General features: G+C 62.4%; 14 protein-coding genes and 4 pseudogenes. 5 read left to right on the forward strand and 13 right to left on the reverse strand.

The window, feature by feature from the left end; translation table 11 throughout:
• Position 1: 1 nt before the first annotated feature.
• Positions 2 to 277 carry a metal/formaldehyde-sensitive transcriptional repressor gene (locus ACVWYO_RS11515; RefSeq protein ID WP_457350878.1) on the forward strand — a complete coding sequence of 92 codons (276 nt, stop codon included), beginning with the start codon at positions 2 to 4 and terminating at the stop codon, positions 275 to 277.
• Positions 274 to 1,563: a CDF family Co(II)/Ni(II) efflux transporter DmeF gene (gene dmeF, locus ACVWYO_RS11520; RefSeq protein WP_457350880.1), complete on the forward strand. Its 1,290-nt coding sequence runs from the start codon at positions 274 to 276 to the stop codon at positions 1,561 to 1,563. Before ACVWYO_RS11515 ends, dmeF begins: the two co-directional genes overlap by 4 nt.
• A gap of 491 nt (positions 1,564 to 2,054) precedes the next feature.
• On the opposite strand, the pseudogene ACVWYO_RS11525 reads toward dmeF, so the two are convergent.
• Positions 2,055 to 2,277 (reverse strand): annotated as a pseudogene (locus tag ACVWYO_RS11525) (IS110 family transposase); the annotation flags it as partial.
• A 166-nt stretch (positions 2,278 to 2,443) separates the two neighbouring features.
• Between ACVWYO_RS11525 and ACVWYO_RS11530 the strand changes: the two are divergent.
• Positions 2,444 to 3,573, forward strand: a protein-coding gene (locus ACVWYO_RS11530) for an IS3 family transposase (protein ID WP_457349017.1) whose coding sequence is annotated in 2 segments (ribosomal slippage) — positions 2,444 to 2,705 and positions 2,705 to 3,573 — 1,131 coding nt in all. Because the reading frame shifts where the segments join, the coding sequence is not laid out codon by codon here.
• A gap of 118 nt (positions 3,574 to 3,691) precedes the next feature.
• A complete protein-coding gene (locus tag ACVWYO_RS11535; protein WP_457350882.1) occupies positions 3,692 to 4,000 on the forward strand; it encodes a hypothetical protein in 309 nt (102 codons plus the stop codon).
• A 207-nt stretch (positions 4,001 to 4,207) separates the two neighbouring features.
• Here the strand turns inward: ACVWYO_RS11535 and ACVWYO_RS11540 are convergent, their stop codons facing one another.
• The 11 genes and pseudogenes from ACVWYO_RS11540 to ACVWYO_RS11590 form a co-directional block, all read right to left on the reverse strand.
• Positions 4,208 to 7,009, reverse strand: a complete 2,802-nt coding sequence (locus ACVWYO_RS11540; protein ID WP_457350884.1) for a PAS domain S-box protein — start codon at positions 7,007 to 7,009, stop codon at positions 4,208 to 4,210.
• 280 nt (positions 7,010 to 7,289) lie between these two features.
• A complete protein-coding gene (locus tag ACVWYO_RS11545; RefSeq protein WP_457350886.1) occupies positions 7,290 to 7,886 on the reverse strand; it encodes a hypothetical protein in 597 nt (198 codons plus the stop codon).
• 115 nt (positions 7,887 to 8,001) lie between these two features.
• Entirely contained in the window at positions 8,002 to 8,271 is a 270-nt protein-coding gene (locus tag ACVWYO_RS11550; RefSeq protein WP_457354970.1) for an HU family DNA-binding protein, read from the reverse strand.
• Between the two features lie 652 nt (positions 8,272 to 8,923).
• On the reverse strand, positions 8,924 to 9,328 hold the full coding sequence (locus ACVWYO_RS11555; protein WP_457350888.1) for a hypothetical protein: 405 nt from the start codon (positions 9,326 to 9,328) through the stop codon (positions 8,924 to 8,926).
• A pseudogene (locus ACVWYO_RS11560) lies at positions 9,325 to 9,471 on the reverse strand (ArdC family protein); the annotation flags it as partial. The gene ACVWYO_RS11555 and the pseudogene ACVWYO_RS11560, both read right to left, overlap by 4 nt.
• 44 nt (positions 9,472 to 9,515) lie before the next feature.
• A pseudogene (locus tag ACVWYO_RS11565) lies at positions 9,516 to 10,298 on the reverse strand (strawberry notch C-terminal domain-containing protein); the annotation flags it as partial.
• Positions 10,297 to 10,653: a hypothetical protein gene (locus tag ACVWYO_RS11570; RefSeq protein ID WP_457350890.1), complete on the reverse strand. Its 357-nt coding sequence runs from the start codon at positions 10,651 to 10,653 to the stop codon at positions 10,297 to 10,299. The gene ACVWYO_RS11570 and the pseudogene ACVWYO_RS11565, both read right to left, overlap by 2 nt.
• 102 nt (positions 10,654 to 10,755) lie before the next feature.
• Positions 10,756 to 11,052: a type II toxin-antitoxin system RelE/ParE family toxin gene (locus ACVWYO_RS11575; RefSeq protein WP_457350892.1), complete on the reverse strand. Its 297-nt coding sequence runs from the start codon at positions 11,050 to 11,052 to the stop codon at positions 10,756 to 10,758.
• On the reverse strand, positions 11,049 to 12,173 hold the full coding sequence (locus ACVWYO_RS11580) for a DUF7146 domain-containing protein (protein ID WP_457350893.1): 1,125 nt from the start codon (positions 12,171 to 12,173) through the stop codon (positions 11,049 to 11,051). Before ACVWYO_RS11580 ends, ACVWYO_RS11575 begins: the two co-directional genes overlap by 4 nt.
• Positions 12,174 to 12,405: 232 nt before the next feature.
• Complete coding sequence (locus tag ACVWYO_RS11585) at positions 12,406 to 12,849, reverse strand: hypothetical protein (protein WP_457350895.1); 444 nt, start codon at positions 12,847 to 12,849, stop codon at positions 12,406 to 12,408.
• A gap of 84 nt (positions 12,850 to 12,933) precedes the next feature.
• Positions 12,934 to 13,290 (reverse strand): DUF2726 domain-containing protein, encoded by a 357-nt coding sequence (locus tag ACVWYO_RS11590; RefSeq protein WP_457350897.1) that lies wholly within the window; start codon positions 13,288 to 13,290, stop codon positions 12,934 to 12,936.
• Here ACVWYO_RS11590 and ACVWYO_RS11595 point away from each other — a divergent pair.
• Positions 13,249 to 14,446 (forward strand): annotated as a pseudogene (locus ACVWYO_RS11595) (IS256 family transposase). The gene ACVWYO_RS11590 and the pseudogene ACVWYO_RS11595 sit on opposite strands and share 42 nt — an antisense overlap.
• Here ACVWYO_RS11595 and ACVWYO_RS11600 read toward each other — a convergent pair.
• The gene (locus tag ACVWYO_RS11600; RefSeq protein WP_457350899.1) at positions 14,374 to 14,751 is read right to left on the reverse strand and encodes a hypothetical protein; all 378 of its coding nucleotides are present in this window, start codon (positions 14,749 to 14,751) and stop codon (positions 14,374 to 14,376) included. The pseudogene ACVWYO_RS11595 and the gene ACVWYO_RS11600 sit on opposite strands and share 73 nt — an antisense overlap.
• Positions 14,752 to 14,813 lie beyond the last annotated feature (62 nt).

Here is a 14,813-nt window from a genome sequence, read left to right on the forward strand (position 1 = left end):
CATGCATACGACGAAAGAGCGCGACAAACTTCTTGCCCGTGTACGAAGGTTGCGCGGCCAAATCGAGGCGATCGAACGATCGATTGAGAGCGAGGCATCTTGCGGTGTTGTCCTGCATCAGATCGCCGGCGCACGCGGGGCAATGGCGGGTTTGATGGCGGCAGTCGTCGAAGACCATATTACCGGGCATCTCGTCGACAGCGCAAAATTCCCTGACGCGCTTGACCGCGCAGCCGTCGACGATCTGCTGGACGTCGTGCGAGCCTATCTCAAGTGACGATAGCGCCACCCATCCCGTACGCCACATCAGCGCTGCGGCACGACCATGTCTATCTTGGCGCAGGGCATGCGCAAAACGAACACCGCACTTGGATCGTCATCGGCCTATGTGGCGTGATGATGCTGATCGAAATCGTAGGGGGGCTATTTTACGGATCGATCGCGCTCATCGCCGACGGGTTGCATATGTCGACTCACGCCGGTGCTTTGCTTCTGGCGGCTCTCGCCTATCGCTGGGGCCGACGCCACGCGGAAGATCCGCGCTTCAGTTTCGGGACAGGCAAATTTGGGGATCTGGCCGGGTTCACTAGCGCAATCGTTCTCGCCATGATTGCGCTACTGATCGGCTATGAGGCAGTAACGCGCTTCCTCGATCCGGTGCCAATCCGGTTTGGCGAGGCCATTCCGATCGCGCTACTCGGGCTTGGCGTCAATATCGCCAGCGTGTGGTTGTTGGGAGCCGAGCACGATCACCATCACGGGCACAGCCATCACGGGCACAGCCATCACGCCTCAGCGCATGCGCACGACGATATCCAGCACCTTGCGACATGGCGGGGCGCAATGACGCTAGAGATTTTTGAAGACGCAGTGCCGCCCCGATTTCGTCTGGCATCAGTCGGCGACGGTGTCTTGTCCGCCAACGACACGACAATCCTTACCGTTCGCCCTGACGGGTCACGACAGACCTTTGCAATGCGCGCTCGCGGAGGCTTTCTCGAAAGTGACCAAGAAGTCGCCGAACCTCACGCTTTTGCTGCCCAAGTCCGCATGGGCGGGGAGGTGCATCATCTCACTTTCGAGGAACATATCCACGAGGACAGCGGGCATCACCGCGACAACAACATGCGTGCCGCGGTGGTCCACGTTCTGGCAGATGCGGCCGTGTCTGTGCTGGTCATTGCCGGACTGCTAGCGGCGCGCTGGTTCGGCTGGCTGTGGATGGATCCCCTCGCGGGCATCGTCGGTGCTCTCGTCATCGCGAGTTGGTCTTACGGCTTAGTGCGCGACACGGGAGCGATCTTGCTTGATATGACGACTAACGTCACGCTCGCCGAACAGCTTCGGTCTGAGGTAGAAAAGGAAGGCGACAGCGTGGCGGATCTTCATCTCTGGCGGCTCGGGCCGGGGCATTTGGGCGCGATCGTTTCCATTGACGCGTACAGTGACCGCGATACCGCTTATTACCGCAAAAGGTTTGCCAGTCTGTCATCGATCTCGCACCTCACGGTCGAGGTGATTCCACATCAGGAGGCGGGGCACGTAAAGGCGGCCACGCTTTGAGCACGCCCAATCGGGCGTCCAGATAGCTCGTTACCAGTAGCGATGCCAAGGGCGGTGTCGTTTCGCGGGCAGCTGCCTTAGCTAGCTGCTGGCTTAGGTAAGCCGCGAACGTTTCTTTCTTTCTGCGTTCGGAAAAACTAACGGCACCAGATGAACCTATCCGGATCCATCCTCGAAAATGTTGCGAACGCGGTCTCAAGCGCCCGGCGTTTGCGTGGCCATCCTGTTTATAAGGAGACGCTAACCTATTGGACAGAACTGCTCCACGAGGCACGGCGTGTTCGTAAGGATTTAGAGGGCGCACAATTGCGAGCGCTTGAGGCAGAGATTATGAAATTGGAGGGTGAGTTGGCCAACCGGCCCGCGTAACAGATCTGATTTTTCACCGGATGAGTCACGGATAAGGCCACGGCAGGACCACCGTAAAGACCGAACTGTTTTGCTCGAACTGCCAGCAAATTTCGAGTCTGAACAGGCTGCTAAGTGGAGTTGATCAACCAGACCTCATGACCCATCGCCCGCAGCTCGTGCCCAAGGATGCGCACCGCCGCACGCCTCCAGCGCAACCAGGCAGCGCGGGTGAGCCGCAAAGAAGTCGAGTAGTTTGCCGCGCCTAAGCTTGCGGCTGAACACCGCCCGTCCGGTGCTGTCCGCACCGTGCGCGTGAAAAACTTGCTTGGCGATATCCAACCCAATCGTGGTAACCTGTAACACGGACGCCTCCTACAGTGGTGTTAAACACCTCCACTAATGCACATCGATGCAGTCGGGGGGCGTCCACCCCATCACCTCTGGAGAGGTGGTTCTAGGAATCTGAACAGCGGGGATAAGTGGATTGCCGATCTGAGAGCGGCCATGCTGGCCGCGAAGAGGAGGCAAGATGAGCAAGCGACCCCGCCGGAACCACAGCCCGGCATTCAAGGCCAAGGTGGCGCTGGCTGCCGTGGGAGGCGAGAAGACGCTGGCCGAACTGGCGCAGGAGTATGAGGTGCACCCGAACCTCATTAATCAGTGGCGGTCCAAGCTGCTGGAGGGGGCGTCAGACGTGTTCGGAGCGGTGCCGGCAGCGAGCGAACCAGCGGTCGATATAACGGTGCTGCACGCAAAGATTGGCGAGCTGACGCTGGCGAACGATTTTTTGGCCGGTGCGCTCGGGAAGGCCGGTCTGTTGCCGAGCGCAAAGCGATGATCGACCGTGACCATGAGCTGCCGCTGGCCCGTCAAGCGCAGCAGCTCAAGATCAGCCGCGGCAGCATCTACTATCTCCCGCGGCCTGTCTCGCCGGCCGACCTGTTGATCATGCGGCGGATCGATGAGCTTCATCTGCTCTATCCGTTCGCCGGCAGCCGGATGCTGCGCGATCTGCTCCGGCAGGAAGGCGTGGTCATCGGGCGACGGCATGTCGCGACGCTGATGAAGCGAATGGGGCTCGAGGCGATCTACCGCCGTCCGAACACGTCGAAACCGGCGACGGGGCACAAGATCTATCCGTACCTGCTGCGCAAGCTGGCAGTGATCCGGCCGAACCAGGTCTGGGCGACGGATATCACGTACATCCCAATGGCTCGCGGTTTCGTCTATCTGGTGGCTATCGTCGATTGGTTCACCCGACGGGTGCTGGCCTGGCGAGTGTCGATTTCGATGGATGTCGCGTTCTGCGTCGCTGCGTTGGAGGAAGCGCTCGCACGGTACGGCAAGCCTTCCATTTTCAATAGCGACCAAGGCTCGCAATTCACCAGTGTGGCCTTCACCGCCGTCCTGCACCGCGAAGAGATAGCAATAAGCATGGATGGCAAAGGGTGCTGGCGGGACAACGTGTTTGTTGAGCGCCTGTGGCGCTCGGTGAAATACGAAGAGGTGTACCTCAATGCCTACGCCTCGGTTCCCGAAGCCCGCGCCGGCATCGGTCGATATCTCGCATTTTATAACGGCGTCCGGCCACATTCAGCCCTTGGCGCCAGAACACCGGACCAGGTATACTTCGACCAGCCGCTTCTCGCAGCGGCATGATCAACCCGCGGTAGTCCACTTATCCAGACCGCGAGCCTGTTCAGACAAGCGGAGCCACCTCTCATGTGCTGCATCTCTCTGGCGGAAGGCTGTCGGGCGTCAGGTGTCGGGCGAAGACGTGACCACGCTTGCTGCTACGGTTGAAGTGGGGCTCAACCCAAATGTCGCGATGTCGTCGAGAATTGCCTGCCCCGTTGCACATAGGCGGACCATCGCCGCTGGGGTGATCCGTGGGCGCTCCATCGGCGCCGATCGCATCGACCATGATGCGGAGCTGGTCGACCAGATCCTCGCTCCGGCTCGCGGCATAGCCCGCGCACGCCGCCACTTGCACGAACGGGCCCGGGACGGGCAGGACGAAAGGCTCGCCGCCATCCGGGACAAAGCGCCAAGGATCGACGTCCGCACCTTCGGCGACAAGCGCTGACATACGTGGGATGCTCCGTGTCCAGGCTCTTCCACCCGTCGGTCGTGCGCAAAGCATCGATCGCGGAACAGCAGGCGAAGCCGCGCGCCATCGAGATGTAGGTATGTCGGTTGCTCAGACCTGGTTGGGTCGCGTCACCGCCATCTTCTCCATTCCACTTGGCAGGCACTTCCGATTTTTCGAGCCACCTCTTACGACCTGGTTCGCTCAGCGCGCTTCCAGCACCGCCCTAATTTTCGCCGCGAGCGCCTCAAGGCTGAATGGCTTTCCGATCAAATCGACGCCCTCGTCCAACTTACCGTTATGGACGACCGCATTCCGGGTATAGCCGGTGGTGAACAAGATCTTGAGGTCGGGCCGCAGCCCCCTCGCGGCTTCAGCGAGCTTGGCTCCGTTCATTCCGGGCATGACAACATCGGTGAACATCAGCACAATTTCGGGGTGTTCCCCAAGCAGTTGCAGAGCTTTCGCACCCCCATCCGATTCCAGGACGTGGTACCCGAGTTCGGTAAGGGCATCGACGCTGAACTGGCGCACGCTAGACTCGTCTTCCACCACAAGAATGACCTCGCGATCCTCGCCACGCGCTAACTCGACACTTTGCTCTTCTGCGGTGTCCCTGGGCGTTTCTCCGCGAAGGCGCGGCAGGTAGATCTTGATGGTGGTGCCGAGGCCCTCCTCAGTATAAATTTTCACATGGCCGCCAGACTGTTTTACGAACCCGTAAACCTGACTGAGCCCCAGCCCCGTGCCTTTGCCAACCGGCTTCGTCGTGAAGAACGGATCAAAGGCCTTTTCCACGACGGCCGCCGGCATTCCGGTTCCCGTATCTGTGACCGCGATCAGGACGTACTGACCGGCAGTCACCCCAAGATTAGCGGCGGCGTATCGCTCATCAAGATGCGCATTCTGCGTCTCAATTGTGAGATGACCCCCGTCCGGCATTGCGTCGCGGGCATTGACCGCCAGATTAAGTATGATGTTCTCGAGCTGGTTGGGATCGGCATGCGTTCTCCACAGGCCTCCGGCAAGGACGGTCTCGAGCTGGACCTCGGCACCAAGCGAATGGCGGAGTAGATCCGACATTCCGGACACAAGCGTGTTAGCTTCGATCGCCTCTGGCTGTAGAGGTTGCTGGCGCGAGAAGGCCAGAAGGCGCTGCGTAAGTAGCGCAGCGCGCCGTGATGCGTCCGTCGCCGCGTCAATATAACGTTGTGCCCGGGCATCCCCGCCTGACAAGCGTCGACCCAGCAGTTCGAGCGATCCCAGCACAACGGCGAGCATATTGTTGAAGTCATGCGCAATGCCGCCCGTCAATTGGCCAACGGCCTCCATCTTCTGGCTCTGACGAAGCGCTTCCTGGGCCTTAGCGAGTTCGGCAGCCGCTTCCTTTTCGACCGTGACGTCTCGTCCCGTTGCGTAGATTAACCCTTCGGCAGGGGTGGCAACCCAGGAAAACCATCGATAGCCACCATCCTTGTGACGATAGCGGTTCTCGAAACGCTGCAGCGGCTTCTGCGCAGCGCGGCGAAGGGCGTCACCTGTATCGGCTCCATCATCAGGGACGAGGAAGTCGAACAGCGGCCGACCGATCCATTCCTCTGGCAGCCACCCCAGCGTCGCCGTCACTGATGGACTGACGTCGCGGAAGCTGCCCAGCGGATCGACAATGACAATCAGATCTTGTGAGTTACGCCAAACCCTGTCGCGATCCGCGGTGCGTTGTGCGACTTCTTGCTCAAGCGTAGCATTCAGATTGGCAAGTGCGGCCGCTGCGCACTTCTGATCGTCAATGTCGGTATTCGTGCCGATCCACCGCGTGGTCGATCCGTCCTCCGCACGGATCGGGACTGCGCGCGCGAGGTGCCAACGATACGTACCGTCAGCACGGCGAAGGCGAAACTCGGTTTCGTAGCGCTCTCCCGATGCTAACGCCGCGCCCCAGCGTTCCGTCGCGAGCCGCGCGTCTTCGGGGTGTACCATCGCGGCCCAAGCATTCCCGACGAGTTCGCCTGCGACATAGCCCCCATAGTCGTACACGCGCTCATTAAACCAATCGAGCAATCCATCGGGTTGGGATGCCCACACTTGGTGGGGCATAGCCTGCGCAAACGTGCGAAACTCAGCCTCGCTGGCGATCAACTTTGCGCGGGCGCGAAGTCGCTCGGTGATGTCGATAAAGGTACAGATCGCGCCGCGATGTTCGCCTTCGAAGGTGATTGGCTTGGCCCAGTATTCCACTGGCACCGGCGTACCGTCGAGCCGATAGAAAAGCTCGTCAGTAACGTGTGCTGAGGTGCCGTCGCTTGCGCAGCGGTAGATCGGACAATCAGCGACGTCATAATGCGCGCCATCCGGGTGTGTGTGATGAATGACGTCATGGAGCTTGCGCCCGATCGCCTCATTGGCATCGGCAAAGCCCATCATTGTCACAAAAGCTGCATTGCATAATGTGGTGACGCCGTCGCGGTCGACTGCGTAGAAAGCCTCAGCACTCGTGTTGAGCAGAAGTCGAACGTACGATTCGCTTTCCTGTAACGCCGCCTCCGTCTCGCGCTGTTGCGTCACGTCAGTATTGTTGCCAAACCAGCGAAGTACGCGGCCTTCTGAACTTTTTAATGGTGTAACGCGGGTAAGGAATGGCCTGAATATGCCATCTGCGCCCTTCAGCGGAAACGTCATCTCAAATGCTTCGCCGGCGGCGATGGACGACGTCCATCGTTGCATCACCTCCGGAAGTATTGCGGTGTCGTGCACCGATTGCCAGCCCCAGCCCGACATCGCTTCAGGCGTGCTGCCACAATAATTGTGCCAGCGCTGATTATACCAGCTGATCGATCCATCACCGTCCGCAATCCAGCAAAGCGAGGGCAAATTATCAGCCAGCAACCGAAGCTCGGTTTCGTCAGGCGCAGATGTGACAGAATCTTTCAGCTTCAAATCGCTAGGGACTGCCTTACGCCAGTACGCTCTTGCGAAATCTACGCCGACCATCTGATCATCCGGCAACGTCGGGCTCCATCTCGAAGGGTCGCGGCGCGCGCGCCTTTAAGCAGGAGCCGCTGGAATATTTTACACGCACGTCAAGGCAACGCAATCCGCAAGGCATAACCGTTTAGCCTCCATAGACGCAACGTTATGCCAACCGATGCTGGCGGTACGCAGATCGCCCAGATCAGAGCGCCGATAAAGGAATTCGGCACGGGCGGGGACGCGCGCATGAAGAGCCAACCACTAACAATATTCCTGGGATCGGAGGATCAGGCGGCAGCAGCGCGGCGCGGAGCGCCTACGTCGCGGTAAGCCGGCGCTGGAACGTGGCTGTGTCCAGCAGCTCGGCGATCGGCGCGCGTTGAACGGGGCCGGCGTGTTCGCCGCCCCGACAGCGGTTGAAGGTTATCTCGCGGTCGGGGAGGAAGCTGTGGGGACGCACCCGGATCGAGAGATCGGCGTGGCGCAGCTCGGTCGTTCCATCGTCCGGAGGACCGCCCATGTCGGTGTCGATGCGGACGTCATGCGTCTCGAGGCCGATCGCCTCGGCGAGCGAAGCGAGTGCGAGGCGTGCCTGTCGATGGAAGGTCCGTTTCGCCGCGGCGTCACCGGCGACGCCGTTGCCAGCGATGTCGAGCAGCGCGGATCCGGCGATGACGGTGCCCCGGTCTTGCGCGCAGCGCAGACGCAGCGCGTTCGTGCTGGGCGCACCGCGTTCGGCGACGGACGCCAGGTTGCGGATCAGCAGCAGGATCGACGCATCGCGGTCGATCGGCTTGCCGGCTCGCCGGCAATCGTCGACGCCCGCGTTCAGGGCATGGAGCGCTGCGGGCAGGGTGCCCAGCGCATCGGGGAAAAGCGCCTCGTTGTGGCGGTAGTGCGTGTCGTAGAACATGGCGGAACCTCCTGAGCGCACACGCGCGCTCAAAAGGCCGAAGGCTTCCTCTCCTCTGTCAGAAAGCCGATCCCGGTCGTGAAGGAGCCGGCGATCACTCGCCGGCGTTAATGGTTCAGAGCTTGTCCTTCAGACCCTTGGCAGGCGTGAATGCCACTTTCTTCGAGGCCGCGATCGTAATCGCTTCACCGTTCGCTGGATTGCGGCCTTGACGCTCAGGACGATCCTTGACCGAGAACTTCCCAAAGCCGGGAACCGCGACCTCTTCGCCTTTCGCGGCCGCGCGCGCGATCTGATCGAAGACAGCCGTAATCGCCTTCTTTGCGTCAGCTTCAGTCGATCCAGTCGATTCTGCGACGCCCTTGGTCAGTTCACCGATATTCATGGTATTTGCGCTCCCTTTGAAAGTCGCCAAGTTTAGCCATAGCAACCAGTGTGGTGAAGCCTAAAAGCCCTTGGCGTGGCGGCGTTCATGGCGGGCCTGCATGGTCGCCAAAGGCGCCGGCAGGGAGCGTCCAGCGATCCGCCAGGATCGAGAGACGCCAGACCGGATCGTCGGCTTGCGCCAATTCGTCGGGATGCAACATCGCAGCCGGAAACGCAGTGCCGCGATCAGCGAGCTGCGTGACGGTGAGCGAGCGATGGATCGTCTTCCCGCTCGCGGCTTCGCGAGCCGCGACCCGTCGGAAAGCGGCAGGGAAGACGAGCCGGAGCGTCGCCCATTGGTCGGGCGATCCGAAGATACAGGCTCGGCACGACAGACGCCCCTATCCCAGGACGTAGGCCGGGTGGGGACGGATGCGCGCTTGCGAGATCGCGTCCCAGATCAGGCGCTCGGTCCAGTCATGGCCCGGACGCCAATGATCGACCGCACGCGCGAGGGTCGAGGTGCGATGCGGTTCCAGCGTCGCATAGCGCGCACGCGAGGGACTCTCCTCGGCGCGTTCGCCGGTGATGACGAGCGTGCGGCCGTCGAGGAAGCGCGGTTGATTCCGGATCGCCGCTGCGAGGACGTCTATCTTCAGCGCGGGGCTGCATCAGCGCACCCGAAGGTCGGGAGACGTCTGCGGAAAGAGCCCGCGCGTGCCGGCAGGGCCGTTGCCTCCGGCACGGCCGATGCCGGTCGGCGTCTCAAACGCAATGGGCGCGGTGGGCGCGTCGTCGCGCGCCAGCTCGCGCGCGAAGCCGCCCTCGCGCCACGAAACGTAGAGCGCGATTCCGAAGTGGTTGGCGATCGCGCGGACATAGGCGGGCGTGCACGGCCAATCCATGAAGGTCGGGCCGTGGCCGTCGACGTCATGGTGATGCAGCTCGATCGCGTGTGCTGGCACGCCGAGGCCGAGGAGGTGGAGCAGGGCGGCAAGGCTGTCCTTGCCGCCACTGAACGCCACGACGAAGCGCCGGTAGGTGCCGAGGTCGGGGAGGGCGGCCGGAGCGGTCATGCTGCTTCACGGATCTGTTCCTCGGGTTCGTCCGAGGTCGCGAGGCCGGTTGCGCGGAGCAGATAGCCGGCTGCTGCTTCCGCCTTGGCCGCAGCGGTCATGATCGCGCGGCTGTCCCTGCGCAGGACCTTCAACCAGGACCCAAGATACGCCGCGTGATCGTCGAGGTGCGACGTGGGGAGACCGAGATCTCGGTCTCTGCGCCGCTGGTCTGGTCGCGCCGGATGACGGTGCGATCGAGGATCGTGATGCGCTCGGCGTTGATGCTCTCGACGCCAAGATCGAGCGTACCGGCTTCCTTCGCCGCCTCGATCCGCGCCTCGATCAACCCGAGATACTCGTCGAAGATCGCGTTCTGCATCGCGATGCGCAACGCGAGGAGGCGATTGAGCCAGCGCTGGATCGGGGGCATCTCCTCCTTGAGGCCGCCACCTTCGCCCTCCAGTTCGAGGCCAGTGAGTTTCTGGAACTCGTCCAGCGTGGTCGAGCGCAGCTTGCCATTGGCGAGCAGGCGAAACCACTGTTCGAGGGATTCCTTGGCATAGTCGCTTTCGAGATTGTCGCGGGGGTCGAACAGTCCCTGACCTCCGGTCTGGCGCTGGCCGCGGGTGAGCGCGCCCAGGCTGTCGAGCCGGCGTGCGATCGTCGAGATGAAGCGACGTTCGCCCCGGCAGTCGGTCGACACCGGCCGGAACAGCGGTGCTACCGCCTGGTGGGTGCGGTGCGTGCGACCGAGCCCCTGGATGGCGGCGTCAGCACGCCAGCCCGGCTCGAGGAGGTAATGATTGCGGCGCGACTGGTTTTCGCACGTCAGGCTCGCATGATAGCTGCGGCCGGTGCCGCCAGCATCGGAGAAGATCAGGATTTTCTTGGCACCGCGCATGAAGGCGTCGGTCTCGGCGAGATTGGTGCGCGGGCTGCGGCTTTCGACGCGCTGGCGACCGTGCGCGTCCATGATGACGCGACGGCTAGGCGATCGGGGCGGGGGTCGAGAACTGCTGAAGCTCGATCTGTTCTTCGCTGCGAACCGTGTGGGTCGGCAGGCCAGCGACCAGCTCGGTGAGCGCGGCAAGGCAATCGCTCGGAGCCGAGGGCAGGTCGGCCTTGGCCAGGTGCATGACCTCGGCGAGTTCAAGCATGTCGTAAGCGTCGCGAAGCGACCAGCGACCGTCGGCAGACGAACCGCCATAGGCCTGTTCCATGATCCACAGCAGCGTGTCGCGCTGGAGCGATCCGTTTCTGGCGATGGTGTCGGCGACCGCCTTGGCGGCCGTGATCGAGGGTTCGGTGAAATCGAGTTCGAGAGCTGCGGCTGAAGTGCGCATCGAGGGCCTCCGGTTTTATCGCCCGGGGCTCATCACCGGATTAACAAGCCGAAGGCTCCCTCTCCTCTATTCGGCAGATGACCCGCGGGCGGCCGTCATCAATCACCCCAATCGCAAGGCACGATCATGATCCTGGCCAGGTCCGACGATCCGATGGACAAACACCCGGTCCGGCTGAACCGAGTAGAGGATTCCGTACCCCTTCCACGACCGCCGGCGAATTCCGTGTTGCTCATACCGTGGCACCAACGGAAAACCGTGTGGCAATTCCGCGAGGCGTTCAGCCGTTTCGCGTAACTCGGCAACGAACGATATAGCACGAGGCGGATTGTCGAAGGCGATGAAACGGGCGATCCGCTTGAGATCTGAAACGGCGCGAGACGACAGGACGACTTTCATTGGACGTCCTGACGATCCATCGTTTTGAGGTCGGCCAACACCGCATCGCATGCTGCATCAAGAGCGACACCGCCGCCTGCGTTCATCTCTGCAAGGCTTTCGCCGATGGACACATCGAGATCGTGAAGCCAACGCTCCTCGTCTTCGATACCGCTTTGGTCACGGCGGATAAGGTCACGAACATAATCGCTGACGCTGGCATACCGACCTCGATCGATACGCTCCTGAACATAATCACGCATGGGATCAGGCAGCGAGATGTTCATGGATGCCATAACTGTTCTCCTCTTGCCCGTATGGCAAAAACTGCCATTTGGCGCAAGCGCGACGTAACTCCGTTGATTTACTGCGCACCAACTGCTGGGGCGGCTGCGAGATGCGCTCTCCAGGCGTCGTTCCAATCGTCGTGCTGTTCGGGCACGCGGTTGACCAACTCTCGACCGTTCGCGGTGAGATGGTCGCGCGCCTTGGCGAGCAACCGCTCGGCCGCGATCGCCATAGACGATGATGCGACGTACTTTTTCGGGGATGGCTACGAACGCCAGGCGCTCGACGCCGCCCAAGGCCCATGTCGGCGTGCCGAACCACTCCATCGCCGACAGGGCGTCCTCGATGCCTTCGGCGAAGCCCAGCTCGTCCGTCGCCGGCGCAAGCCGGATGGCTGCTGTGCCGAGGAGGCCAAGCGAGACCTTTGGTTTGGGCATCGGCTTGTGCAGCACGTTGTCCGGATCGAGGAATGTGCGTTGCACCGCGACCACACCAAGGTCGTTTTCCACGGCCGCGATCATGGCGGGCATTGTCAGTTTGGACGGCCCGGATCCGTAAATCGTCTCTGGGTTGAAGCGCAGCGACTTTGGGAAGGGCGCGGAGAGCCCGCGTTCGAGGAGGTACTCCTCGGCAAGCGTGCCGGCGATCGGCTGACTGGATTTCCAGAGCCGGAGCGCGAGCGCGCCCATGTCGCGCTTGGGGCGCGCTTCGGGCATCGAGACGGCTGTGCGATCGTGGAGCTTGCGGCGCTGCAGGGCCTTGAGGACTTCGATCGTTGTGCAGCCGGCGAAGCAGTGGAACAGGATCGCCCTGTCCCCCCAAGCGGACGGACAGGCTCGGAGAGCCGTCGTCATGCGCCGGACAGCGGCATTCGCCGCGGGTGCCGCGCCAGATTCCGCCGAGCTTCTCGACGATATCCTTGGCGCGAATTTCAGCGTCGATCGGGAAACGTGCCATGGCGATCGTCCTGTGGGTTTGAAGGATTTCGATCATGGGTGTCTCCGGCAAAATTAAACCGAAGAGCAGCCCGCATCCTCCCCTCTGTGGCGGCAACCGCCGCCCGCTTCCGCGTACCCGCGGGCGGGTCTAGCTGTAGCGACCCGAGAAGAGGTCGCCGATCGCACGCTGGCGAAAGGCGTTCCACCAGCGGCGCCGACGATGTTCGGGCCCGTCGTGGATCATGTGGCAGCGCTGGCAGAGCGCTGCGAGGTTGCGCCAGCGCGGTCCGCTGAAGGTCGGGTCGTGGTTGAGATGGGCGGTCGCAAGATAGACGGGTTTGCGCGTCATCCCGATCGCCTCGAGCGGGACGTAGCCGGGTTGGCGGCGAAGCTGGCGGCCGCGGCCGTCGCGCCAGGCGTGGATCTCGGTATCCCACCAGATGCCATCGGTGCCCAGCAGCAGCGTTGCGCGGCGTCCGTGGGGGCGCTGGCAATGCTCGCAGCGCCCGCCCGCGCGTGTGAAGCGCACGATCCGGCTGATCTCGGGCCAGTCGATCGGATAGAGCCAGCGATGTTCCGGACGGATCGGCATGGTACCGATTCTGAATCATCCGGCGAGAGAACGAAAGGAGAAAATCGGCGTCCAGCGCCGAATTCGTCCTGTTCCTGTGATCGATCATGCGCCGCCCCGCGTCGCACTGGTGGACGTGCCGGCGTGCAAGCGGACGGTACGGTAGCCGGCCGAAGCGGTCATCGCGTCACGCTGACGATCACGGGCGGCGTCGTGGCTGCGATCGTCCAGTTCGACCAGCGCGAGGATCGCGCCGGATGCGCGGTCCTCGATCACGAAGTCGACGATCTTCGAGGAAAACTTGTAGCGCGTGCGTAGGTAGTGTCCCGGGGCGTGGTGTAGGAAGCTGCCACGAATGAGGTGGCCATCGCCGATCTTCGGTAGGGTTCGGATGCGAACTCGAACCTGGAGAAGACGACGATGACCGATGCCAAGATGGCCCTGCTCGAGCTGGTCGAGCAAGAGGCGGATGCAGATCTGGTGCGCGAGATGTTGGCGTTTGCCGCAGAGCGCATGATGGACATGGAGATTGAGGCGAAGACGGGCGCGCCTGCAGGCACCCGCTCAGCCGATCGCCTGAACCACCGCAATGGCTACCGTGAGCGCGACTGGGACACGCGTGCCGGGCGGATCGAGCTGGCGATCCCCCGCTTACGGAAGGGCAGTTATTTCCCGAGCTTCCTGGAGCCGCGTCGTACTGCGGAGAAGGCTTTGGTGGCGGTGATCCAGGAGGCGTATATCCAAGGGATCTCGACGCGCTCGGTCGACAATTTGGTGAAGGCGATGGGCGGGACCGGCGTCTCAAAGAGCCAGGTCAGCCGGCTGATCATCGAGATCGACGAGCGGGTAAACGCCTTCCTCAACCGCCCGATTGAAGGCGAATGGCCGTATCTGTGGATCGACGCCACGTACCTGAAGGAGCGCGAGGGCGGCCGGATCGTCTCGACCGCGGTGATAGTGGCGGTCGGCGTCAACACGCTGGGCAAGCGCGAAGTCCTCGGCGTCGCGAGCGGTCCGTCCGAGGCCGAACCCTTCTGGAAGAGCTTCCTGCGCTCGCTCGCCGATCGCGGACTGCGCGGGGTGAAGCTCGTCATTTCCGACGATCACAAAGGGCTGCGCAGCGCCGCAGGCAAGGTATTTCATGCGACGCAGCAACGCTGTCGGTTGCATTGGATGCGAGGGCGCGCTGGCCCATGTCGGCCCCAAGCAGCGTCCCGCCGTCGTTGCCATGCTCAAGACTATCTTCGCCCAGGAGAGCGCCGAAGCCGCCCACGAGCAGTGGCACCATGTCGCCGATGCCCTGCGTGAACGATACGAAAAGCTCGCCATCATGATGGACGGCTCACGCGAAGAGGTGCTCGCCTACATGGCGTTCCCCAAGGAGCACTGGGCGCAGATTTCGTCCACCAACCCGCTCGAGCGCGTCAACAAGGAGATCAAGCGCAGGGCCGATGTCATCGGCATCTTCCCCAACACCGCCGCGGTCATCCGCCTCGTCGGCGCGCTCATGCTCGAGCAAAACGATGAGTGGTCGGTATCGCGCCGTTACATGACGCTGGAAACGATCGGCGCGTTGAGCGATAACCCACGCATCAGCCTGCCAGCACTGGCAGCCTGATCATCCTTGGCCTGACCGAGGATCGGTGTTCCTACACCACCCCAAGGGGCACTACCGGTGCGTATCGCCTCGTTGCGACCGAAGCCGCCCTTGGGCTGCAAGAGCGCGCCCATCGAGACCTGCACATGCACGCGGGTATGGGGGAGGACGCGCTCGATGATGCCGCGCGCAGCGCGCTCGCGTTCGGTGAGGAGCGCCTTGGCGCGAACGCGCGGCGTGCGCGGGTTTGCCTTGGCGATCGCGGCCAGGACTATGACGACGACAAGCGCCGCGAGGAGCAATTCGGGGTACGTGTAGTGCGTCATGGAGCGGTTGGACTTGGTGCGAGGTCCGGAAGGGCGCGCCCCGTGCGCGCCCTTCCGGACAG

Source organism: Sphingomonas sp. UYP23 (genome assembly GCF_054059235.1).

Coding starts and splice junctions, on each gene's coding strand:
- ACVWYO_RS11515 (WP_457350878.1), top strand. CDS start 2: ATGCATACGACGAAAGAGCGCGACAAACTTCTTGCCCGTGTACGAAGG.
- ACVWYO_RS11545 (WP_457350886.1), bottom strand. CDS start 7,886: ATGTTCTACGACACGCACTACCGCCACAACGAGGCGCTTTTCCCCGAT.
- ACVWYO_RS11550 (WP_457354970.1), bottom strand. CDS start 8,271: ATGAATATCGGTGAACTGACCAAGGGCGTCGCAGAATCGACTGGATCG.
- ACVWYO_RS11555 (WP_457350888.1), bottom strand. CDS start 9,328: ATGACCGCTCCGGCCGCCCTCCCCGACCTCGGCACCTACCGGCGCTTC.
- ACVWYO_RS11570 (WP_457350890.1), bottom strand. CDS start 10,653: ATGCGCACTTCAGCCGCAGCTCTCGAACTCGATTTCACCGAACCCTCG.
- ACVWYO_RS11575 (WP_457350892.1), bottom strand. CDS start 11,052: ATGAAAGTCGTCCTGTCGTCTCGCGCCGTTTCAGATCTCAAGCGGATC.
- ACVWYO_RS11580 (WP_457350893.1), bottom strand. CDS start 12,173: ATGACGACGGCTCTCCGAGCCTGTCCGTCCGCTTGGGGGGACAGGGCG.
- ACVWYO_RS11585 (WP_457350895.1), bottom strand. CDS start 12,849: ATGCCGATCCGTCCGGAACATCGCTGGCTCTATCCGATCGACTGGCCC.
- ACVWYO_RS11600 (WP_457350899.1), bottom strand. CDS start 14,751: ATGACGCACTACACGTACCCCGAATTGCTCCTCGCGGCGCTTGTCGTC.